The following is a 22,064-nucleotide window of genomic DNA, read 5'->3' on the forward strand; positions in this document are numbered from 1 at the left end:
TCATCGGTTTCATAGACTGAGGATTGCACCACAAACCTTAATACATGGTGTAGGGTTACGACATCTGCAGAAACGGCCCATCCTAATGCCGTCACACTCCCAATCTAGCGCCCGCGTTAGGCAAATGTTCACAAATGTTCTATAGACAGCATTCAGAGCACGACAGAAGTCGCTAGGATTAATCCTTAATCGCAAGACATCGCCCAGTTGCGCGGCATTTGGCAAAGCACCGCGTCGAACTTAAGCTACCTTGCGTATTTGAGTGTGAAAGCACTTGAAAACAATGGCGTGGATGCCGATATTTGACACAATACCGAGGTCGGAAAACCGACTTTGCAACACGTCTATTATTTGGAGGATATTCATGGCTGACGTGAACACAATCCGGTCCGCTGCCGGATCCCGCGCCGCCGCTATCGATGAAGGGCTGCGCACCCATATGAACAAGGTGTATGGCACCATGTCTATCGGCATGTTGATCACCTTTGCAGCGGCTTGGGCCATCTCTGGCCTCGCTGTTACGACGGATCCCTCGGCCGCAGCGGCGCAGATCGGCCCTGACAAGTACCTGACGGCCTTAGGGGCTGCGTTGTACACGTCGCCTTTGAAATGGGTCGTGATGCTTGCTCCGCTCGCCTTTGTGTTCGGACTTAGCGCTGCGATGAACAAGATCTCGGCTGCGACTGCACAAACGCTGTTTTATGCCTTTGCTGCGGTTATGGGCGTCTCGATCAGTTCGATTTTCCTGGTCTTCACCGGATATTCGATCATTCAGATCTTCCTCGTCACCTCTATTGCGTTCGCTAGCCTTTCGCTCTGGGGGTACACCACCAAAAAGGACATTTCTGGCTGGGGAAGCTTCCTTATTATGGGGGTGATTGGTCTGGTGGTCGCGTCGATCGTGAACATCTTCCTTGCCTCGCCTGCACTGGTCTTTGCGATTTCGGCCATTGGCGTTCTGATTTTTGCTGGTCTTACCGCTTATGACACCCAAAATATCAAGAACACCTACTTGGCCCATGCGCACCACGGCGATCAGGAGTGGCTGCAAAAATCCGGTATCATGGGTGCCCTGAGCCTATACCTGAACTTCATAAACATGTTCATGATGTTGCTGCAGCTTTTCGGCAACCGCGAGTAAAACACGCTGTCCACCCTGTTTCGGCAGACGTGAAAAATAGCGCCCACCGACCTTCGAGCCGGTGGGCGTTTTTTTTGTCTTGGGTAGGGGATCTCTTTCGCAATTGAAAACAGGTCTGGCCCGAACAATTCATCGTACGTTCAGACCGAGATACTTAGGTAAGACACTACCTAGAACGGATGGTCCGGTCGCTTTTTAGGGATCTTCGCCGCTGCACTTTACGGCGCGTCGCAACCCTACACCGCCACATCAAAGATCTGGCCCAGCCCAGCGGTCACCGCCATCGCAAGCGCCCCCCAGACCACGGCGCGGATAATAGCAGCCCTCATGGGTGCCCCCCCGAGCCGGGCACCGCCGCCACCAAGTAAAATCAGCGCGAGCACGGCAGTCAGGGCAATTGGCCATAGCCCCTGCCCCTCGGGCGCACAGAGCGCGGCGAGCAGAGGGAAGGCCCCACCAAGGGCAAAGGCAAGGGCCGATGCACCTGCGGCCTGTAGCGGGTTTGCCTGTCCTGCCAAGCCGAACATGCCAAGCTCTTCGCGCGCATGCGCCCCCAGGGCGTCATGGTCCGTCATCTGCGCCGCAACCTCAACGGCAAGCGCGGCATCGACACCGCGGCTCTCCAACCCTTCGGCCAGCTCTTCCAGCTCGTAATCGGGGTCTTCTTCCAGAGCGACGCGTTCACGCTCTAGATCAGCGGCCTCCACATCGGCCTGCGCCGAAACGGATACATATTCCCCTGCCGCCATCGACAAGGCCCCGGCCGTCAATCCGGCGAAACCGGTTAGGGCGATATTGCCCGTCTCCATCCCTGCCGAGGTGACGCCGACCAAAAGGCTGGAGATTGACACGATTCCATCATTTGCCCCCAGCACGGCAGCGCGCAGCCAGTTGCTGCGGTTGATGTAATGGCCTTCCTTGGGCATGACCCGCCTCCTTGCGCTCAAACGCGACACAGGCCCGCAGCGGCAGGCCTATTCAACTGTCCGGGGTATAGAAACGCAAAAGGCCGCGCACTAGGCGCGGCCCTCATATCGCGTCGACAGTAAGATCTTACTTGATCTTGCCTTCTTTGTATTCAACGTGCTTGCGAATAACGGGGTCGTACTTCTTGATGACCATTTTCTCGGTCATGGTACGTGCGTTTTTCTTAGTGACGTAAAAATGGCCTGTGCCCGCGGACGAGTTCAGACGGATCTTGATCGTGGTTGGCTTCGCCATAGTCGTTCTCCTGCAACGACGAGCCGGCCGCTGTTCGACCGCTCGTGAAATCCTGAGTTTTGGGTTCTAGTCACGCCTGCGCCTGAGTCAACCGCTATTTCGAACTCACGGCCCAAACGAACCGTAAAAATTGATATTTTCCGGCATTCCCACCCCGAAATAAGGAGAGCTGGCCCGTAAATATGCGCGGAAGGCCTATAAGCCGGATTTTGTCCCCGCTTTACAACGGGGGATGACCATTCCTCTGACCACACAGTTACCTGCATGGCTACAGCTGCCAACCCGGACCTGCTGGGGCAGAAGTAGCCCCGCCTTGCCTGTTGCCAGACACGGCGCGCGGTCCCTATTTGGCATTGCTCCCGGTGGGGCTTGCCTTGCCAGAGATGTTACCACCTCCGCGGTGCGCTCTTACCGCACCGTTTCACCCTTACCTCTCCGGTGGTATCGGTTGCCCGACCCGTCAAAGCGGCGGTCTATTTTCTGTGGCGCTATCCGTCGGGTTACCCCGCCCGGGCGTTACCCGGCACCGTTTCTTCTGGGAGTCCGGACTTTCCTCGACCTTGTTGCCAAGACCGCGGCCATCCAGCCTTCCGCGCGCTGCACGCCTAGCGCCTAAATTCGGGTGGGGTCAATGTGTTTCGCCAGACGGATGCCTTCGGCGAGGATTTTTAACCATTTGGAAACGGGTGTGATGCTACAGATTATGCCCAAGGACCATATCATCAGCGCAAAGTGGCCCCTTGCGCCAAGGTGCAAAGCGCAGGCGTGTGCTTTGTAACAAAAGGTCTATGTCATGCGTGGCTGTGTAGCCCGCCGCACGTGCTGCTGTGACAAAGGCATCGACCGTAGGATCGGCAGTCGCGCGCTGGCTGTTTCCTTTTCCGGCGAGGTTCTGTCGTGCCAGACGGCGCCAGTCGAACCGTGGGCCGGGGTCTACCTTGCGCCCAGGAGCCATATCGGAATGGCCTATGACCCCTTCTGGCAGGATCGCCCAACGGTCCATGATGCCACGCAGTAACGTCTCGAGCATGGCCATCTGCGGTTCGGGAAACGGGTGAGAGCCCCGATTATCGAGCTCGATCCCAATGGAGCGGGAATTGATGTCAGAGTGCCCCCGCCACTCTCCGGCTCCCGCATGCCAGGCACGCTGATCCTCTGGCACCAGTGGCATCGTGTCGCCCGTCATGGTGATGAGGTAATGGGCCGAAACTTCGGCCTCGGGGTCACAAAGGCGCGCACAGGCGGCTTCGGCGCTGTCCATTGCGGTATAGTGCAACACGATCAAAGAGGGCCGCAGCCCGTTCCGGCGCGGCCCATGATTCGGAGATTTACAGTGCAGCGGCGTGCCTACCATCAGGCCTAGCCCTGCACCCCTTTGCGGTAGGGGCTTGGATCCCAGTTGCAGGCATATCCATCGCCGTCAGGGTCCATGCCATCGCGGTCTTTGGTAGGCCCGCCAGCGCTCAGAAAGGCGATCTGCGCTTGATCGGGGTGTGAATACTGTGCGCAGGCCCGCGCGAACTTGCGTTCTTTGTTGAACCCGCGACGGGTATATTGCGCGGTGCCAACGGCATGGGAATTCTGCAACGCGTAGGCCACGATATTGGGGCCGGCGTCGGCGCGATCCGGAAGCGCCTCGGGCTGCACCACACGGTATTGCGCACGATTGGCCGCGATGCGGGCCGCATCCCCTTCGATACTGCGCTCATCGGCCACCGCGTCAAAGTTGTTCTCTTGCGAGATCCCCCCTGCCCCCAGCACCGGCGGCGCAGGGTTCGACGGGCTGGCGTTGACCGGTGCCACGCCCGAATTGGTCGCGGCATCGTTGCCCAGACCACCGGGGCGCGTGGCATCCAGAATACGCGCCGTTGCAGCTGCCGTAGCGGCGGGGGAGCCGTCATTGACGGCATCCAGCGGCGTGGCATCCACAGTGGCTGGTGCCGGCATACTTGCCACCGCCCCGCCTGCCAGTGCCGTATCCCGCTGCGCTTGCGCGGAATCGAATGAACCGTCGAAACCGACGCCTCGTCCACTGTCGGGGACCGCGGGTTGGCAGGCCGAGAGGGCGAGCCCCAAGGCTGCAACAATTGAACAACGTATCATCATCGGACCTGCTTTATCTGCTCTGGTTTATCGGCGGGGGTTTACCACCATTTTTGCGGCTTGGCTACAAAGCCGGCCGCCTGCTCTAGTGCATAGGCGGTAGACAGTAGATCGGCCTCTTCCCATGGGCGACCAATCAGTTGCAAACCAAGGGGCAGCCCTTTGTCGCTGATACCGGTCGGCAGCGCGATGCCAGGCAGCCCCGCGAGGTTCACGGTGACCGTAAAGACGTCGTTCAGATACATCGCCACCGGATCGGCATCCGTCATCTCGCCCAGCCCAAAGGCCGCCGACGGCGTGGTTGGTGTCAGGATGCTGTCGATACCTGCCGCAAATGCGTCTTCGAAATCTTTCTTGATCAAGGTACGGACCTTGCGTGCCCGATTGTAATAAGCGTCGTAGAACCCCGCGCTTAGCACATAGGTACCGACCATAACCCGGCGCTGCACCTCGGCCCCGAACCCTTCGGCGCGGGTCTTTTCATACATTTCTGTGATGCCGTCGCCGTGGTCCAGCTTGGCGCGGTGGCCATAGCGCACCCCGTCATAGCGGGCGAGGTTCGACGAGGCTTCCGCCGGCGCGATCACGTAATAGGCAGGCAAAGCGTATTTCGTGTGCGGCAAGGAAATATCGACAATCTCGGCCCCGGCATCGCGCAGCATGGCAATACCGTCCTGCCACAGTTTATCGATCTCTGCGGGGATGCCATCAATGCGGTATTCGCGCGGGATACCGATCTTTTTGCCCCGAATGTCACCCGTCAGCGCCGCTTCGAAATCGGGCACGGCCAGCTCGGCAGAGGTGCTGTCTTTGGCGTCATACCCGGCCATAGCGCCCAACATGATTGCCGCGTCGCGTACGGTTTTGGTCATTGGCCCCGCTTGATCCAGCGAAGAGGCAAACGCCACAATGCCCCAGCGGGAACAGCGCCCATAGGTCGGCTTGATCCCGACGGTGCCGGTAAAGGCCGCAGGCTGGCGGATGGAACCGCCCGTATCGGTGCCGGTTGCCGCCAGACACAGGTCGGCTGCTACAGCCGCCGCCGACCCGCCCGAAGACCCGCCGGGCGTCAGCGCAGTGTCATCGCCGGACCGCCGCCAAGGGTTCACAGCATTGCCATAAACGGAGGTTTCATTCGACGAGCCCATCGCGAATTCATCCATGTTGAGCTTGCCCAACATCACCGCGCCACTATCCAGCAGATTTTGCGACACGGTGCTTTCATACTCGGGCACGAAGCCTTCAAGGATCCGCGACGCGGCCTGCGACGGCACGCCTTTGGTGCAGAACAGGTCCTTGATGCCGATTGGCAAACCACACATCGCAGGCGCATCACCGGATTTAATCCGCGCATCTGCCGCCTTGGCCTGATCCATCGCAAGATCACCGGTGTGGTGCACGAATGCATTCAGCGCGCCCGCGCCTTCGATGGCGGTCAAACATGCGCCGGTTAGCTCGGCCGAGGTCACATCGCCTTTGCGCAGCGCGTCACGTGCTTCGGCAAGGCCCAGTTTGTTCAAATCAGCCATTATTCAACCACCTTCGGAACCGCAAAAAAACCTTCACGCGCATCGGGCGCATTGGCCAGCACTTTGGCCTGCTGGTCGCCATCGCGCACCACGTCCTCGCGCTTTTTCAACACCTGAGGTGTTACGGATGTCATCGGCTCTACCCCGTCGACATCGACTTCGTTCAGCTGCTCGATAAAGCCGAGGATATTGTTGAACTCTTGCGCCAGCGCGGGCAAGGCGTCGGGTTCGACCTTGATGCGGGCCAGTTTCGCCACCCGTGCGGCTGTGGACTCGTCAATGGACATGGGCGCTCCTTCATCTGATTGGGTGCCGTTTATCGCCCCCTGCCCGCCCCCGCAAGTCTGGCCACTGCTTCTAGCCCTTGATCGCGCCGGTTGATCCTTCATTTTGCCAAATAAACTCCAGCCGGAGGCTCCCCATAGCACAAACACGCGCTACAGTCCGCGAAAGACACCACATAAAGGGAGACCAAAATGGATATCATCTGGCTAGGCCACGGCAGCTTTCGCATCGAGATCGAGGATCAGATTCTGCTGATCGACCCTTGGCTCACCGGCAACCCGATGCTGGACGACGCGCAGCACGATGCCGCACTGTCAGGCGTGACGCAAATCCTGGTGACCCACGGACATTTCGACCACACCCAAGACCTCAAGATGGTCGCGGAAAAAACCGGTGCGCCGGTTGCGGGCATGGTTGAACTGATGGGTTATTTCGGCGCGCAAGGCGTGGAAAACACCACGGGCTTCAACAAAGGCGGCACGATCCGCTGCGGCAAGGTTGACGTGACGATGGTGCCGGCGTCGCATTCCTCTTCGGTCGATGGGGACGCGGGGCCGGTCTATATGGGGGCTGAAATCGGCTTTATGATCAAGGGCGAAGGTCACACGGTCTATGTGTCGGGCGATACCGATATTATGGCGGATATGGATTGGATGGGCGACTACCACAAACCCGACATCGGCATCCTGAGCGCGGGCGGACATTTCACTATGGATATGGCCGGCGCGGCCTATGCGGCCAAGCGGTATTTCGACTTCAAAACCGTGATCCCCTGCCACTACCGCACCTTTGACGCGCTTGAGCAATCGGCTCAGGTGCTGGTCGACGGTTTGCCCGGCGTGGATGTGATCGAGCCCGAAGTGCTCAAGGCAATCACGCTATAGGATCCCCCTAATCGATAGAAACGGCACGCTCCCCGGTAAAGCAGAGGGTGTCGTCGGCGCGCAGGGCGATGTTGCCTTGATCAAACGCAGCTTTGCGCGCCTTTTGCGGGTTCAGGGCCAGCGTCGTACAAACCTCGAACGCGGTGTCACCTAAACGGCGGTACACATAAGGTGCGCCGCTCGCTGGGTCGCCACTGGTTAGGATATCGTGCAGGCTGTGGCGCGTGCTGGGACAATAGGCGTCATCCGTCAGGGCCGGGGGCAGCGGCTTGCGCGGGTGGCCGATGCACATGAGATGACTGCGAAGGATCCGCAGGTCACTGATGCGCTGCTTGTCCTCGCGCGCCAGTCGCGCCTGCTTTGGTCCACCTACCACCATCAAGCCACCGACAATGGCCCCGCCGACCAGCAAGCACATGCAGATCAGCAGCAGTTTGTTCACGCAGGGGCCTCTTCGCGCAGGTCCCGCACATAAAAACCGAATATGCCTCCCGCCACTACCAGTACCACCAGCGCCTTAACGATAAATTGCAGCGTCAGATCACCGGTCAGCAGTGCATAGATCGTGGCAATTGCATCCCCGAGCAGGGTCAGCGCAGCCAAGAGCAGCCCGATATAGATCATCCATTTGCGGATCGCGGACCGGTAATGCGCAGGGTCGCGCGCCAGTTTCCGCCGCTCCCGCAGGGTCAGCCACAGGTACAGCGGCGCAGTCACAATCAACACGGCAACGCCCCAGCGGATTGGCCGGTCACTGCCGCCATCCCCCGTGGTAAAGGCCAGATCAACCAGCGCCTGCAACACAACCACCAGATTGAATGCCCCAAGAATCAGTACGCAAAACGTCAGCGCATAGGTAAAGAAATCCCGCGCAGACACCGTCGCCACGGGGCGCGGAACAGGCGGAGAGAACGGCATCTCGTCCCATCCGTTCAGGGCGTCCTGCACCTCTGCGCTGCGCCAGCCCGCGTGGGCCAGAGCGGCAGTAATCTCGGTGCGGGACTTGCCTGCCGTCAACGCGTCGCGCACGAAAATGCTCAGTTCATCCCGTTGGGCCATGGCGCTTATCCTTTTCGTTTCGCAGCAAAAAACGTCTTCAGCAGCTCTTCGCTCTCGGCGGCTGCGATGGCGTCATAGACGTCGGGGGCGTGGTGGCATTGGGCGTGGGAAAACACCCGCGCGCCCTGTGCCACTCCGCCTGACTTAGGGTCGGACGCGCCGTAGTACAACCGCGCCACCCGCGCCGCCGAGATCGCGGCGGCACACATCGCGCAGGGTTCAAGCGTCACATAAAGCGCGTGCCCGCCCAGCCGTTCGGACCCCGCCGCAGCACAGGCGGCGCGAATGGCCAGCACCTCGGCGTGGGCGGTCGGATCATTCAACTCGCGCGTGCGGTTGCCAGCTTGGGCCACGACAGTGCCATCAGGTGCGACGATGACCGCACCCACGGGCACTTCACCGCGGGCAGCTGCGGCGCGGGCCTGTTCTAATGCGATGGACATATAAGAGGTAAAGCTCATTCATGTCTCATGCCCGCAAACGGCGCCCTTTCGCAAGCGCAGGAAACAGGGTAAGCGCTGTGGTATGAGCGAAGATACACCCTCCCAGCCCCCGAAATCCGGCACCCCACCCGGTGACCGTATTGCCAAAGTCCTGTCCCGTGCCGGACTTGCCAGCCGCCGCGAAGCCGAGCGCATGATCGAGGCCGGCCGCGTGCGGGTCAACGGCGCGCAGATCGATTCGCCCGCGTTGAACGTGACGCCTGCCGATGCGATCACCGTGGACGGCAAGCTCGTCGGCGAGCCCGAACCACCCCGCGTCTGGCTGTACCACAAGCCCACGGGGCTGGTGACCACCAATCGCGACGAAAAAGGCCGCGGCACGATCTTTGATGATCTGCCCGAAGACATGCCCCGCGTCATGAGCGTCGGTCGGCTTGACCTTAACTCCGAAGGGTTGTTGCTGCTGACTAATGACGGCGAGGTCAAACGCCGTTTGGAACTGCCATCGAACGGCTGGCTGCGGCGCTACCGCGTGCGGGTGAATGGCCGGCCCACCGATGATATGCTCGAACCGCTGCGCAAGGGCATCACCGTCGATGGTGAGGATTTCCAGCCCATGACGGTATCGCTTGATCGGCAACAGGGTGCAAATGCCTGGCTTACAATCGGTCTTCGCGAAGGCAAGAACCGCGAAATTCGCCGCGCGATGGAAGCGGTGCACCTGTCAGTCAACCGTCTGATCCGCACCAGCTATGGTCCGTTCCAGTTGGGCGAGCTGAAACCCGGTGAGGTCGAAGAGCTGAAACGCAAGATCGTCCGTGACCAGCTTGGGCTTGAGATTGCGGATTCCACTGGTACCGCCGTCAAGAAAAAGCCCGCGCGTATCGTCAAACGAAAGACGCGCAAACCCGGAGAGCCAGGCCCCGGTCGCCCCGGTCTGCCAAAAGAACCCGGCGACAAGACCGCCACCGGCAAAACCATCCCCGGCAAGCCCAAGCCCGGCTATGGCAAATCCAAGCCTGCCCGCACTGCGTTCGACGCCCCTGCGCCGCGCAAATTCGGCACCCGCGTGAAATCCACCCGTAAACCCTGATTTCTTTGGGTTTACGGCCCCTTGTCAGCTTCTTTTACGTGCTCAACCCTAGTCGGTGGCCGGTACGGCGACTATATGTCGTACAAAGGAAGGTCTGATGGGTCGATTGCTAGTCATTGTCGCCACGCTGGCGCTGATTGTTGCGTTTGTCGCCATTTTGGTGACAATCGTCGCAAAGATACTGGACGCAAGCCGTCGCGCATCGGCACCCGCGCAGGGACAGGAGATCTATCGCCCCATGGCACCGACACCGTTTCAGAAAATCACCTATGTCGCCCTGATCGTTTTGCTGTTCGGCGTGTCCACCGGCTGGCTTGGGGGGCTTTGATCCATGGCACAGCGCTTTGGCGGTAAATACAGCAATCAAGACAGCAGCGGCGACGCGTCTGCCCCGCGTGAAGCCCGTGCAAAACGCATAGAGGTTGACCCCGCAAGCGGGCGGGCAACGCTCTTGTTCATCCCCGCCATTCCGCTGGTGTTCCTGTCATTGAACGACGGCGCTCAGGGGCTTGCCCTTGGCTTGGTGGCCGCAGCGGCGTTGACCGGTGCCGCGTGGATGCTGCGCGAAGGATTAAAAGCCGAAGCCGCCTATACCGCGCGCAAAGTGGCTGAACGCCCCGCCCTGCCGCGCAAGATCATCGCCAGCCTGCTCACCGGTGCGGGTGTGGCCTTGGCTGCCTATAAAAATGATCCCGGCCTGGTGGCCCCCGTGCTGTATGGCTTGGCCGCGATGGGGCTACATGTGTCGGCCTTTGGCATCGATCCGCTGACCGCCAAAGGGATGGAAGGCGTGGACAGCTTTCAAAAAGATCGCGTCGCCCGTGTCGTGGACGAGGCCGAAAAGCACCTTGCCGCGATGAACACCGCTATTGTGCGCGCAGGCGACCGACAAGCGCGGGACCGCCTGGCCCAGTTTCAGGACACGGCGCGCACCCTGATCCGCACTGTACAGGATGACCCGCGCGATCTGACCGGTGCCCGCAAATATTTGTCGGTCTACCTTTTGGGTGCGCGGGACGCGACGATCAAGTTCGCTGACATATATGCCAGCACAGGCGATGCGCAGGCGCGTGCCGATTATCTGGCCTTGCTGGATGATCTGGACAAAAATTTTGCCGCGCGCACCCAAAAATCGCTATTGGAAGACAAGACCGACCTGAACATCGAAATCGACGTGCTGCGCGAGCGGCTTTCCCGAGAAGGCGTGCGCCTCGATTAATCTGTCGCACCCGCAAGAACATAGGAATACTTGAACCATGTCTGATACCGTTCGTGAAAAAGCCACCCAATCCGTAGCGCTGGTGGATGAGGTAAACGCCCAAGTGCTGGCCGACCCCGCGCCCGCGGATGCTGTCGTTTCGCTTGAAAAGGCAGATGCGCCACAATCGGCCGAGATCAAAAGCCGCATGGCAGAGATCGACATGGGCGACACGCAATCGATTATCGGTTTCGGCTCTGGTGCGCAGGCTGAGCTGCAGGAAATCAGCCAAGCGATGTTGCAAGACGTGCGGAACAAGGATGTTGGCCCCGCCGGTGACAGCCTGCGCAATATCGTGACGACCATCCGCGGTTTTTCGGTGTCGGAACTGGACGTTCGCCGTGAACGCAGCTGGTGGGAACGTCTGCTGGGTCGCGCCGCCCCCTTTGCCAAGTTCACCGCCAAGTTCGAACAGGTTCAAGGTCAGATCGACCGCGTCACGGACGAGCTGCTGACCCATGAGCACACCCTGCTAAAGGATATCAAATCACTTGATATGCTGTATGAAAAGACGCTGCAGTTCTATGACGAACTCGCCCTTTATATAGCAGCAGGCGAGGCCAAGCTGGCAGAGCTGGACGCGACCACCATTCCCGCCAAACAAGCGCAAGTCGATGCCGCGCCCGAGGCGGATCAAGTCATGGTCGCGCAGGAATTGCGTGACATTCGCGCCGCGCGTGACGATCTGGAGCGCCGTGTGCATGACCTCAAGCTGACCCGTCAGGTGACAATGCAGTCGCTGCCCTCTATCCGCTTGGTGCAGGAAAACGACAAGTCGCTGGTAACCAAGATTAATTCCACCCTCGTGAACACCGTGCCACTGTGGGAAACCCAGTTGGCGCAGGCGGTCACCATCCAGCGCAGCGCCGAAGCCGCCGCTGCCGTGCGCGATGCCAACGATCTGACGAATGAACTGCTGACGTCGAACGCGCAGAACTTGCGCGAAAGCAACAAGGTCATCCGCACCGAGATGGAACGCGGCGTTTTCGACATCGAAGCGGTCAAACAGGCTAACGCCGACCTGATCGGGACCATTCAGGAATCCCTGCAAATCGCGGACGAAGGCAAAGCGCGCCGCGCCTCTGCCGAAAAAGACCTACAGGAAATGGAAGCCAATCTGCGCGACACGTTGGCCTCTGCCAAAGCGGCCAAGCCCGCACCCTCTTCGGTTTAATCCCTTTTACGCTTGGAGCGCGCGATATGGCATGGCAACGGTTAGGGCAGGCAGGATGGTTCGGCACGGTGGCAATGCTTGCCGCGCTCGCCGCCTGTACCCCGCAGCCCCCGGTTGAACCGACGCTGAAGCCCATCGCGCGCCCCGAAACGCCACCGGCCCCGCCGCCTGTGGTGGCCAAGCCGACGTCGCAAAAAAGCGCCAAGCTGCGCAGCTATTTGCATCAGGTTCAGCAGGCGCAGCTTAGCCAAGGCCTTTTGCGACGTGATGGTGGCGGGCAGGATACCCCTTTTTCTGCCGGTATGCTGGTGCGCAACTTTGAACAAATCGCCTTTTACAACGAATACAATGCCACCCTGACCGGCCGTGGGGACAAATCCCCGATGCGTCGCTGGGAACGCCCCGTGCGGATGGAGGTGGTTTTCGGCGACGGCGTACCCCCGTCTGAACGCGCGCGTGACGAGGCTTCTATCAAAGATTACGCCGCCCGTCTGGCCGCGACGACGCAGCATTCCGTCTCAGTCGGGGGGAAACCGAACTTTATGGTGATCGTCGCCGGCGAGGACGACCGGTCCGATGCTCTGGCCCTCGCAGCCAAGCGCATCCCCGGTGTCACTGCCGAAAGCCTTGCCGCGCTCAGCGATCTGCGCCGCGATACCTATTGCGTCGTCGCAGCCTATGCCGGGGGTGCGGACCCCAACATCTATACTGCTGCCGTGGCCGTGATCCGGGCAGAAAACCCGTCACTTATGCGGCTGTCGTGCATCCACGAAGAGCTCGCGCAGGGGCTTGGCCTTGCCAATGACAGCCCCACCGCACGCCCGTCGATCTTCAACGATGACGACGAATTCGCGCTGCTGACCCGCCATGACGAGCTTTTGCTCAAGATGCTTTATGATCCTCGCTTGCATGCTGGCATGACCGCCGAAGAGGCCACCCCCGTCGCTCGCGAGATCGCAAATGAAATACTTGGCGGGCCCGTTTAACCCGCCTCCGACTTCCCCCGAAAGGACCAAGACATGGGTATTCTCGATTTTCTCTCTGGCCAATTCATCGACGTTATCCACTGGACCGATGACACCCGCGATACGATGGTGTCGCGGTTCGAACGCGAGGGCCACGAGATCAAATACGGGGCCAAGCTGACCGTCCGCGAGGGTCAAGCTGCGGTGTTCGTCCACGAAGGCCAGCTGGCCGATGTGTTTACGCCCGGGCTTTATATGCTTGAAACCAACAACATGCCGATCATGACATCGTTGCAGCACTGGGACCACGGCTTTAAAAGCCCCTTCAAATCCGAGATTTATTTCGTTAACACCACGCGTTTCAACGATCTGAAATGGGGCACCAAGAACCCGATCATCGTGCGCGACCCCGAATTTGGCCCCGTGCGCCTACGGTCCTATGGCACCTACTCTGTCAAAGTGTCGGACCCTGCGCGGTTCCTCACCGAAATTGTCGGCACCGACGGCGAATTCACCATGGACGAGATCAGCTATCAGATCCGCAACATCATTGTGCAGGAATTTTCGCGCAGCATCGCGTTGTCGAATATTCCGGTGATGGATATGGCCGCCAATACCCGCGAACTGGGCAAACTGGTGAGCACTGAAATCTCGGCTACTATTGCAGAATACGGCCTGACCATCCCCGAGATTTATATTGAAAACGTCTCGCTTCCCCCTGCCGTAGAAGAGGTGATGGACAAGCGATCCTCGATGGGTGTGATCGGGGATCTTAACAAGTTCACCCAGTTTCAGGCCGCCGAAGCCCTGGGCCGCGAGGGTGCTGCCGGTGCCGCCCTGCAAACCGGCCTTGGGGCTGGGTTGGGGATGCAGATGGGTCAGGCTGCCGCCGCGCAGGCAGGCCCGTGGGGCCCCCGCCCCGCTGCCGCGGCCCCTGCCTCCCACACTCCTCCCCCGCCGCCTCAGCCCGACAAGGTCTGGCATCTGGCCGAAAACGGCCAAACCAAGGGCCCGTTTTCCAAGGCCGCCTTGGGGCGCATGGCTGCCGATGGCGGGCTGAAACGCGAAACCTATGTCTGGACACCGGGTCAGGATGGCTGGCTGAAAGCTGACGACGTGGCAGAACTGGCGCAGCTCTTTACAGTGCTGCCGCCCCCGCCGCCGCCCGCCGGTGCATAAAGCGGTTTGAAACTCAGATGGGGCGGCCCACGTGTCTAGGCTATGATCACACCCCGCCGCCCCTTGTTGCCCCACCGGCGCACCCTGATGAAACTGTTACATTGGGGCATGGTGCCCCTGTTCGTCTGGTTCTTGCTGGTGCAGCCGTCCGACGTGGCGCGGATCGGGCCTGCGGCGGTGCGGTTTCATTCTGCCATGGGACTTGTCTTTGTCAGTGCGGCGCTCCTGTGGTGGGTCCACTATATGCGACGTGGATTACTGGGCCGCCCCGGCCCCAAACTGACAGGCTGGGCCCGCTGGCTGCATCCTGTGCTGCATAAAACCCTGATCTGGGGTATCTTGGGTGTCGCGCTCACGGGGCTCATGATCGGGATTACATCTACTGTTCAGCTATGGGCCGGGGGCATTGTCCCGATTGCCGTACCGCTTGACCTGCCGCGTGCCAACGACTGGGTCGGCCTGATCCATAGTATCGAATTTTACGCCCTTGCAGGCATCGCGCTCGCCCATGCAGGGTTTCACATCTGGCGCCACATTCATCTGCGCGACAACGCCTTGCGCATAATGGCCCCCAAGCTGCTGCACCGTTTTTTGTAGCCCCGCTCTGGTCGCAGCCTGCCCGGTGCCCTATGTCTGGTGCAGGCCTGACCAAAGGACAGCTCTATGCCCGCCAGCACCGGCTTTGACGACCCCGCCCTCCCTCCGACGCCAAGCGAGGAACACCGTTTCCCCTGCGATACCTGCGGATCCGATCTGCGGTTTGATCCCGAAAGATATATGCTGGTCTGCGACCACTGCGGCAATACCGAGGAAATCTCGGGTGCGCACGGTGTGCATAGCCCCATCGCCGAGCTCGATTTTCAAGCCGCCCTCGCCAGCGCGCTCCCCCAATCCCAAATGGAGGAAACCCGCGTTACCACCTGCCCCAACTGCGCGGCGCAAGTGGAATTTGACCCCGGCAAACACGCGACGGAGTGCCCGTTCTGCGCGACGCCTGTGGTGATCGACACCGGCCTGAACCGCCACATTAAACCCCGCGCTGTACTGCCCTTCGGCCTGACCGAAAATACCGCACGCGATGCCATGACAGACTGGCTTGGCAGCCTTTGGTTTGCCCCCAACGGCTTGCAAGAATACGCGCGCAAGGGCCGCAAGATGCAGGGGATCTATGTGCCCTACTGGACCTATGACGCCGACACCCGATCCAGCTATTCCGGCGAGAGGGGGACGGTCTATTACGTTACCCAAACCGTGATGCGCGACGGCAAGCGCGTGCAGCAGCAGGTGCCCAAAATCCGCTGGCGGGCGACCTCGGGTCGTGTGGCGCGTTTCTTTGACGATGTGCTGGTGCTGGCGTCAACGTCGCTTCCGAAACGGTTTACCGATGCACTGGCTCCGTGGGATCTGGCGGCGCTGGAACCCTATGCACCGGAATACCTCGCAGGGTTTCGCGCCGAAGCCTATGCGGTGACGCTTGACGAAGGCTATGCGCAGGCCCGCGAGGTCATGGACGGAATGATCCAGCGCGACGTGCGTTTTGACATTGGTGGCGACCGCCAGCGCATCCACAATATCCAGACGCAGGTCAGTGATGTGACGTTCAAGCATATCCTGCTGCCGGTCTGGCTGGCGGCCTATAAATACCGCGGCAAGACCTATCGTTTTGTCGTCAACGGCCGCACCGGCAGTGTTCAGGGGGAACGCCCCTACTCCACCGTCAAGATCACCTTTGCGGTGATCCTCGGCCTGATTGTCGCCGGGATCGTCGGATATTTTATGGCGCTGCAAAAATGACCCAGATCGATACGTTCACCGATATTCTAAAGGCGCGATCGTCCTGCCGTGCTTTCCGCCCCGATCCGGTCGATGACGCGGTGATCACGCGCATCGTCGAAACCGCCCGCCATGTGCCGTCGTGGTGCAATGCGCAGCCGTGGCAGCTGACCGTCACCAAAGGGGCCGCGACCGACCGCTTCCGCGACGCGCTGGCGCAAGAGATCGCCAAGGGGACACCCCCCGCCGCCGATCTCGATTGGCCCGCATCCTACAGTGGCGTTTACGGCGATCGGCGGCGGGCCTGCGGTTTCCAGCTCTATGACGCGGTTGGCATCGACAAGGCAGACCGCGCAGGCCGCGCTGCGCAGATGATGCGGAACTATGCGCTGTTTGACGCGCCGCATGTGGCGATTGTGACCTCTCCGGCAGAGCTCGGGGCATATGGCGCGCTGGACAGCGGCGGCTTTGTCACCGCCTTTACGCTGGCTGCCACAGCGCTTGGCGTTGCCACCATCGCCCAAGCCGCCATCGCCGCCTATGCGCCCACCGTGCGTAACCATTTCGGCCTGCCCCAAGACCGTCTGATCCTCTGCGCGATCTCTTTTGGCTATGCAGACGAAGCAGCTCCGATCAACCGGTTCCGCACGCAGCGGGCCAGGCCCGCCGACATTATCGACTGGAAGGCCTGACATGCGCGCACTTCTCCAACGCGTTACCGACGCCTCTGTCACTGTCGACGGCCAGATCATCGGGCAAATCAACCATGGCCTGCTGATTTTCGTCTGCGCCATGCCCGACGATACCCAAGCGACCGCGCAGGCGCTGGCGCAAAAGATCGCCAAGCTGCGCCTGTTCAAGGATGATGCAGGCAAGATGAACCGCAGCCTCTCCGATACGGGCGGCAACGCACTGATCGTCAGCCAGTTCACCCTCGCCGCCGACACGTCCCGTGGCACGCGTCCCGGTTTCTCGCGCGCGGCCAAGCCCGATCAGGCAAAGATGCTGTACCAAGATTTTATCGCTTGCGTCGAAGCCCTCGGCGTTCCCGTCCAGACAGGTGCGTTCGGGGCCGACATGTCCGTGGCCCTGACCAATGACGGCCCCGTCACCCTCTGGCTCGATACGGAAAACCCCTGATCTTCCAAATGGAAAAAATCCTCGGGGGGTCAGGGGGGCCGACAGCCCCCCTTGCCAGGCCTACGGCTCGCGAAACGCCTCTTTAGATTTATAAAGCGGCTTTAACAGATACTGCAAAACCGTCTTTGACCCTGTGTGCAGCTCGACGCTCGCCTGCATCCCCGGGCGGATCTGCAAAGACGCCTGTCGTGGGGTGAGGTGTTCAGTATCCACCTGCAACGTCACCTTATAATGCGGATCGCCATCCGCCGCACGGGACCGTTCGTCCTTGAACGTATCAGCTGAGATCAGTTTGACCGTCCCCTTAAGGGTCCCGTAAATCGTGTAGTCATAGGCCGACAGCTTGACCGTCGCCTCTTGCCCCGGACGCACACCAGCGATGTTTTCTGGCTTGACGCGGGCCTCTACGAACAGCTCTTCGTCCAGCGGGATGATCTGCAAGATCTCCTCGCCCGGACGCACGACGCCGCCGATGGTGGTCACACTCAGGTTGTTGACGATGCCGCGCAGCGGGCTGACCAGCACGGTCCGGTTCAACTGGTCGGTGCTCGCCTTGAGGTTCTGTTTCAGCGTCGCCAGCTCTTTCAGAACGTCCGAATATTCCTGCGCGCGGTCCAGCTCTGTGCCGGTGACGATCTCGTCCAGTTTGATCCGTGCATCTGCATGGGCCTTGCGTGCACGCGTGACCTCGATCAGTGATACGATCTTTTTCTTGAGCATATTTTCAAGCAGCTCACGCTCTTTCGTGGCCTCGGTCAGCACCCGCCCCGCCCCCTCAGAGCGCGAAACGAAATCCGATTGCCGCGCCTTCAGCAACGTGCGCTCCGAGGCGACGATATCAGGGGTGCGCGTGCTATAGACGTCGGGCACGTCAAAGTCGTATTGCCCCGCCAGCTCTGCCTCCAGCCGCAGGCGGCGGATTTCAAAGGCGCTGATCTGATCGCGCAGATCATCCACCGAGGACTGGAACTGCGTGCCGTGCAACCGTGCCAACACGTCGCCCTTTTCCACGTGATCGCCCTCGCCCACGGCAAGCTCGGCCAGAATGCCACCTTCGAGGTTCTGGATAATCTGTGGCCGCGAGCTGGAAATCATCGACCCTTCGGCGCGCACGATTTCATCGACCCACGCAAAAGCGGCCCACAGCAAAAACACCAGCACCGATGCGCCGCAGAGCCAGATCACTATGGAAGGCCCGCGCATCTGCCCCGTCATCTGCGCCCCCAGCGGCGTGGTGCTGACAGAGTTCATGCGACATGCCCCTTCTGACCCGCCAGATGGGCGAGCACTTTTTCTTTTGGCCCGTCAACGGTCATACGGCCATCTTGGAGCACCAGCGTACGTTCTGTCAGTGCAAGGATCGGCGCACGGTGCGTCGCGATGATCGCGGTGCGCCCTGCCATCCAGTCTTGCAACCGCGAAACCAGTGTCGCTTCCAGTCGTTGGTCCAGCGCAGCCGTCGGTTCATCCAGCAGGCAGATCGCCGGATCCTGCAACCACAGACGCGCCCAACCAATAGATTGCCGCTGTCCGATAGACAGGCCCGCGCCCGCGTCCTTGATCTCTAGGTCCAGACCCTTGTGGTGGTTGCGCACAAACGGCCCCAGACCCGCGAAATCAAGCGCGGCGTGCAGGCGGTCATCGTCACGCTCCAGCATGGTGAGGTTCAGGTTGTCGCGCAGCGTGCCCGAGAACAAGCGCACGTCCTGACCCAGATAGCCGATCAGCCGGCGCAGGTCGCGCGGCTCGATCTGGCCCAGCTCTGTGCCGTCAATCAAGATGCGCCCTTCGGTCGGGGCATAGAGCCCGCTGAGCATTTTCAGCAGCGTCGATTTACCCGACCCGTTGGCCCCGAGCACGGCAACATGCTGCCCCGGCTGGATCAGTATCGCTTTGATATCAACCGTCGGTGCGCCGTCGTCCTCATAGCGGAACATCACATCGCGCAGCTCGAACTGGCCTTTCAACTTTTCGCGCCGCAGATAGGTGCGCGCCTCGGCGGTGTCCTGCGGTGCGGCGACAATCGCGTCGAGCCCGTCCAGCGCGCCTTTGACATTGCCCCACCGCGCCATCGTACCCGAAAGCTGCGTCAGCGGCCCCAGCGTCCGGCCCGTCAGGATACCGACCGCGATAATGGACCCCACGGTGAATTCACCCGCAAACACCAGATAAGTGCCCACAATCACCGCGGCAACATAGGTAGCCTGCTGGACCCCTTGGCTCCAAAACGTGAGGAACGACGCCAGCTTGCGTTGCTCTGAGGATTTAACCGACGACAAGGTGTTCAGCTCGGTCCACAGACGCAGCACGCGGTCCTCTGCCCGCTGAGTCTTGACCGTATCCAGCTCGAATATCGCCTCGTGCAGCAGCCGCGAGGATTTAGTCGACGCCCCTTGGGTTTCCTGCGTCAACTGGATCGCTTTCTTTTGCAGAAAGAACCCCGGCACCAGCATCAAGATCCCGCCAAGCACCAGCACCCAAACCACATTGCCCGCGATGCTGGCGACGAGGAACAGGAAGACGAAAATAAACGGGATATCCGCGATCGTGCCAATGGTCGACGCAGTAAAGAATTCGCGCACCGACCCGAATTCACGCATTGCGGAAAACAGCTGGTTGGGCGCTTGGCCGCGCGCGTCCGACCGCATGCCCAGCAACCGGCGCATCAAGACGTCTTGCACCGACAGTTCGATCTGCCGCCCTGCCCCGTCCATCAACCGCGCCCGCGCCATCTTGAGGAAGGCCTCCATCAACAGCGCGAGGCCTGCACCGGCGGCGAGCACCCATAGCGTCGCTTCGGACTGGTGCGGGATCACGCGGTCATAGACCTGCAACGAAAACAGCGCCACGGCGACAGCCAGCAGGTTCGCCACAAACGACCCCGTTGCGACCTCTATCAGCTGGCGACGAAAACGCGGGAATTGCCCCCAGAACCAATGCGCAGGCGCACCGTCGGTTTTATGGGTTTCCGCCACTGTCTTCAGCGAGGCTTCGGCGCGCAGCACCAAACCTGCAAAGAAGGGTTTGAAATCGCTGATCGGCACCATCGCGCGGTTGTCGGTGCAGGTGGTATCATAGAGGATCAGATCGCCGCGCTGCTGGCCCATCACCAACAGCACCTGCCCCGATGTCATATAGGCCAAGGCCGGCCACATATCTTTCGAAATGCCCTGCACGCGGCTGACCTGAGTGACCAGCCCTGCTGTTTCCATCCCACGCGCTAGCGCCTCGGCCTCGACATGCGGATCGTTGCCATGCTGCGGGGCCGCGGCAACAACGTCAAAGATATCGCGGGCGGCAGTGGTGACCCCCAGTAATCCGGCATAGGTCGCGGCCAGTTTTGCCCGCGCCATGATACGGTCCTCGGGGCGATTGGCATTCTCTGCCTTGGGCTGCACCGCCTCCGTTGCCGCCATTCGACCTTGGTTGCCGTTGGTGATCGTCAGCGTAAAGGTCGGCTTCTGGGTCAAATCGCGCTCCCGTCCGCCAGCACGCCCTGTATCTGCGCCATCTCGATTTTCAGACGCACCGCCTCGTATTTAAGGGTGATTTGCGATTGTTGCTGGCGCGAGTATGTTTCGTAGACGCCGACCACATCCATGACCTGACGCTGACCGGCGTCATACTGTTCCTGAAATAGATCTAGGTTGCGTTTGGCCTGTACTGCAAGGGTTGCGGCTTCGGCGGCCTGACGGGTTTTGGCGCTCAGCTGTTTTTCCAGACGGCGCAACGTGCGGTTCGCGTCTTCGATCGATTGGCGCACTTTGCGCGTGGCGGTTTCCTCGGCCATGCCCGACGCGTCAAGCGACGCCTTGGTGCCCAGACCCAACAGTTGATCCGACCCAAGCGACAGACCTGCACCGCCCCCTTCACCGATGGTCGCGCCCGCGGACAGGCCCGGCAGAAATCCGGCACGTTCGACCTTGGACGCCGCAATGGCGCGGGTCTTTTCGGCTTCGGCACGGACCACGGACAGCGGCGCGCCGGCAAAGCTGTTTACGGGGACCTCTGGCACGCCGTGCATGGCATCCAGAGGGTGGATCGACATGGCGTTCAGCTCGGACATCGATGTCGCTTCGCGCTCAACCGAGGCATCAAGCGTGGCGCGGATTTCCAGCAGCTTCTGGCGCAGGATGGTCAGGTCGGACACATCCGATACGCCGCCTTTGACACGTTCCTGCATCACCCATTCGAAATGGGTCATATCCTTGAGCGAGACACGGTTTAGCGCAGCGGTATCGCGCGCCTCGATCGCGTTGGTGTATAGTTTCAGCGCAGTGGACACGCGGTTATTGGTGTCTTGCGCCAGCGACACGGCAGCGACTTCGACGTCGGCCACAGCAAAGGCGCGTTCGCCCGCGCGGCGGCCATTATCGAACAGCACCTGATCCACCACCAGATTGGCCGCGAGCGACCCCAGCGAGGTGAGGTTGACCTGTGGCCCGATCTTGGGGAGCCAGTTCTTGCTCGCCGCCTCGGACCGCAACGTTGCGGCGCGCAGCTCTGCCTCGGCGGTGCGGCTGTTGGCGGCCAGCACGGCCGCGGCAACCTGATCCGACACGGTACCATCGGGCAAAACAGAAGACCGCAGCGCCAGACCTTGAATGATCTGGCTGTCTGCGGTGATTTTTTCAGCGTAGGTGGGTTTCATCGCCTGCGAGGCATCGGGGGTGCGGAACCGTGTGACGATGTCGGTCGGCATCAGGTCACCGGGCATCATGCCGCTGCCGAAATCCGACATGCAGCCGGATAGGGCCAGCGCTGCTGCGCATATGCCCCCTGCCCGTTTTACACTCTGCCTCATTATCCTGCCCTTA

General features: G+C 60.7%; 24 protein-coding genes and 1 other RNA gene. 12 read left to right on the forward strand and 13 right to left on the reverse strand.

Features of this window, described 5'->3' with window-relative positions; genetic code table 11:
• The first annotated feature begins 364 nt into the window (after positions 1–364).
• Positions 365–1,141: a Bax inhibitor-1/YccA family protein gene (locus E5180_RS07810; protein WP_138923882.1), complete on the forward strand. Its 777-nt coding sequence runs from the start codon at positions 365–367 to the stop codon at positions 1,139–1,141.
• Positions 1,142–1,377: 236 nt separating this feature from the next.
• Here E5180_RS07810 and E5180_RS07815 read toward each other — a convergent pair whose 3' ends face one another.
• The 7 genes from E5180_RS07815 to gatC all read right to left on the reverse strand — a co-directional run bounded on the left by E5180_RS07815 (position 1,378) and on the right by gatC (position 6,281).
• The gene (locus E5180_RS07815) at positions 1,378–2,067 is read right to left on the reverse strand and encodes a VIT1/CCC1 transporter family protein (RefSeq protein ID WP_138923883.1); all 690 of its coding nucleotides are present in this window, start codon (positions 2,065–2,067) and stop codon (positions 1,378–1,380) included.
• A gap of 127 nt (positions 2,068–2,194) precedes the next feature.
• Positions 2,195–2,362, reverse strand: a complete 168-nt coding sequence (gene rpmG, locus E5180_RS07820; RefSeq protein WP_005852281.1) for a 50S ribosomal protein L33 — start codon at positions 2,360–2,362, stop codon at positions 2,195–2,197.
• A 182-nt stretch (positions 2,363–2,544) separates the two neighbouring features.
• An RNA gene (gene rnpB, locus E5180_RS07825) (RNase P RNA component class A) lies at positions 2,545–2,956 on the reverse strand.
• Positions 2,957–3,056: 100 nt separating this feature from the next.
• Positions 3,057–3,716: an N-acetylmuramoyl-L-alanine amidase gene (locus E5180_RS07830; protein WP_138923884.1), complete on the reverse strand. Its 660-nt coding sequence runs from the start codon at positions 3,714–3,716 to the stop codon at positions 3,057–3,059.
• Positions 3,717–3,721: 5 nt separating this feature from the next.
• Positions 3,722–4,468, reverse strand: coding sequence for a hypothetical protein (locus E5180_RS07835; protein ID WP_138923885.1), 747 nt, complete (start codon positions 4,466–4,468; stop codon positions 3,722–3,724).
• A 38-nt stretch (positions 4,469–4,506) separates the two neighbouring features.
• The gene (gatA, locus tag E5180_RS07840; RefSeq protein ID WP_138923886.1) at positions 4,507–5,994 is read right to left on the reverse strand and encodes an Asp-tRNA(Asn)/Glu-tRNA(Gln) amidotransferase subunit GatA; all 1,488 of its coding nucleotides are present in this window, start codon (positions 5,992–5,994) and stop codon (positions 4,507–4,509) included.
• The gene (gatC, locus tag E5180_RS07845; RefSeq protein ID WP_005852277.1) at positions 5,994–6,281 is read right to left on the reverse strand and encodes an Asp-tRNA(Asn)/Glu-tRNA(Gln) amidotransferase subunit GatC; all 288 of its coding nucleotides are present in this window, start codon (positions 6,279–6,281) and stop codon (positions 5,994–5,996) included. Before gatC ends, gatA begins: the two co-directional genes overlap by 1 nt.
• A gap of 189 nt (positions 6,282–6,470) precedes the next feature.
• Between gatC and E5180_RS07850 the strand changes: the two genes are divergently transcribed.
• Positions 6,471–7,163 (forward strand): metal-dependent hydrolase, encoded by a 693-nt coding sequence (locus E5180_RS07850; RefSeq protein ID WP_138923887.1) that lies wholly within the window; start codon positions 6,471–6,473, stop codon positions 7,161–7,163.
• A gap of 7 nt (positions 7,164–7,170) precedes the next feature.
• Here the strand turns inward: E5180_RS07850 and E5180_RS07855 are convergent, their stop codons facing one another.
• Genes E5180_RS07855 through E5180_RS07865 form a run of 3 tightly spaced genes read right to left on the reverse strand, consistent with a single transcriptional unit; the run spans position 7,171 to position 8,683 of the window.
• Positions 7,171–7,605 (reverse strand): hypothetical protein, encoded by a 435-nt coding sequence (locus E5180_RS07855; protein WP_138923888.1) that lies wholly within the window; start codon positions 7,603–7,605, stop codon positions 7,171–7,173.
• A complete protein-coding gene (locus E5180_RS07860) occupies positions 7,602–8,222 on the reverse strand; it encodes a DUF5671 domain-containing protein (RefSeq protein WP_138923889.1) in 621 nt (206 codons plus the stop codon). Before E5180_RS07860 ends, E5180_RS07855 begins: the two co-directional genes overlap by 4 nt.
• Before the next feature lie 5 nt (positions 8,223–8,227).
• Positions 8,228–8,683, reverse strand: coding sequence for a nucleoside deaminase (locus E5180_RS07865; protein WP_138923890.1), 456 nt, complete (start codon positions 8,681–8,683; stop codon positions 8,228–8,230).
• Positions 8,684–8,747: 64 nt separating this feature from the next.
• Here E5180_RS07865 and E5180_RS07870 point away from each other — a divergent pair, with 64 nt between their 5' ends.
• The 10 genes from E5180_RS07870 (at position 8,748) to dtd (ending at position 17,247) form a co-directional block, all read left to right on the forward strand.
• Positions 8,748–9,758, forward strand: coding sequence for a pseudouridine synthase (locus E5180_RS07870; protein WP_138923891.1), 1,011 nt, complete (start codon positions 8,748–8,750; stop codon positions 9,756–9,758).
• Between the two features lie 97 nt (positions 9,759–9,855).
• Positions 9,856–10,086, forward strand: a complete 231-nt coding sequence (locus E5180_RS07875; protein WP_138923892.1) for a hypothetical protein — start codon at positions 9,856–9,858, stop codon at positions 10,084–10,086.
• A gap of 3 nt (positions 10,087–10,089) precedes the next feature.
• Positions 10,090–10,977 (forward strand): 5-bromo-4-chloroindolyl phosphate hydrolysis family protein, encoded by an 888-nt coding sequence (locus E5180_RS07880; protein ID WP_138923893.1) that lies wholly within the window; start codon positions 10,090–10,092, stop codon positions 10,975–10,977.
• Between the two features lie 37 nt (positions 10,978–11,014).
• Positions 11,015–12,190 (forward strand): toxic anion resistance protein, encoded by a 1,176-nt coding sequence (locus E5180_RS07885; RefSeq protein ID WP_138923894.1) that lies wholly within the window; start codon positions 11,015–11,017, stop codon positions 12,188–12,190.
• Positions 12,191–12,216: 26 nt separating this feature from the next.
• Positions 12,217–13,176 (forward strand): DUF2927 domain-containing protein, encoded by a 960-nt coding sequence (locus tag E5180_RS07890; RefSeq protein ID WP_138923895.1) that lies wholly within the window; start codon positions 12,217–12,219, stop codon positions 13,174–13,176.
• A 33-nt stretch (positions 13,177–13,209) separates the two neighbouring features.
• Positions 13,210–14,334: an SPFH domain-containing protein gene (locus tag E5180_RS07895; RefSeq protein WP_138923896.1), complete on the forward strand. Its 1,125-nt coding sequence runs from the start codon at positions 13,210–13,212 to the stop codon at positions 14,332–14,334.
• Positions 14,335–14,376: 42 nt separating this feature from the next.
• Positions 14,377–14,931: a cytochrome b/b6 domain-containing protein gene (locus tag E5180_RS07900; protein WP_138923897.1), complete on the forward strand. Its 555-nt coding sequence runs from the start codon at positions 14,377–14,379 to the stop codon at positions 14,929–14,931.
• A 66-nt stretch (positions 14,932–14,997) separates the two neighbouring features.
• Complete coding sequence (locus E5180_RS07905) at positions 14,998–16,128, forward strand: TFIIB-type zinc finger domain-containing protein (protein ID WP_138923898.1); 1,131 nt, start codon at positions 14,998–15,000, stop codon at positions 16,126–16,128.
• Positions 16,125–16,799, forward strand: coding sequence for a nitroreductase family protein (locus tag E5180_RS07910; RefSeq protein ID WP_138923899.1), 675 nt, complete (start codon positions 16,125–16,127; stop codon positions 16,797–16,799). The genes E5180_RS07905 and E5180_RS07910 overlap by 4 nt, the downstream gene beginning before the upstream one ends.
• Position 16,800: 1 nt before the next feature.
• The gene (gene dtd, locus E5180_RS07915; protein ID WP_138923900.1) at positions 16,801–17,247 is read left to right on the forward strand and encodes a D-aminoacyl-tRNA deacylase; all 447 of its coding nucleotides are present in this window, start codon (positions 16,801–16,803) and stop codon (positions 17,245–17,247) included.
• Positions 17,248–17,307: 60 nt separating this feature from the next.
• On the opposite strand, the gene E5180_RS07920 is transcribed toward dtd, so the two are convergent.
• The 3 genes from E5180_RS07920 to E5180_RS07930 are packed head-to-tail and all read right to left on the reverse strand — an operon-like array spanning position 17,308 to position 22,021.
• Positions 17,308–18,498: an HlyD family efflux transporter periplasmic adaptor subunit gene (locus E5180_RS07920; protein WP_138923901.1), complete on the reverse strand. Its 1,191-nt coding sequence runs from the start codon at positions 18,496–18,498 to the stop codon at positions 17,308–17,310.
• A complete protein-coding gene (locus E5180_RS07925) occupies positions 18,495–20,717 on the reverse strand; it encodes an ATP-binding cassette domain-containing protein (protein WP_138923902.1) in 2,223 nt (740 codons plus the stop codon). Before E5180_RS07925 ends, E5180_RS07920 begins: the two co-directional genes overlap by 4 nt.
• On the reverse strand, positions 20,714–22,021 hold the full coding sequence (locus E5180_RS07930) for a TolC family protein (RefSeq protein WP_138925159.1): 1,308 nt from the start codon (positions 22,019–22,021) through the stop codon (positions 20,714–20,716). The genes E5180_RS07925 and E5180_RS07930 overlap by 4 nt, the downstream gene beginning before the upstream one ends.
• Positions 22,022–22,064: the final 43 nt, after the last annotated feature.

Origin of the sequence: Sulfitobacter sp. BSw21498, assembly GCF_006064855.1 — a bacterium.
Taxonomy (GTDB): Bacteria; Pseudomonadota; Alphaproteobacteria; order Rhodobacterales; family Rhodobacteraceae; genus Sulfitobacter.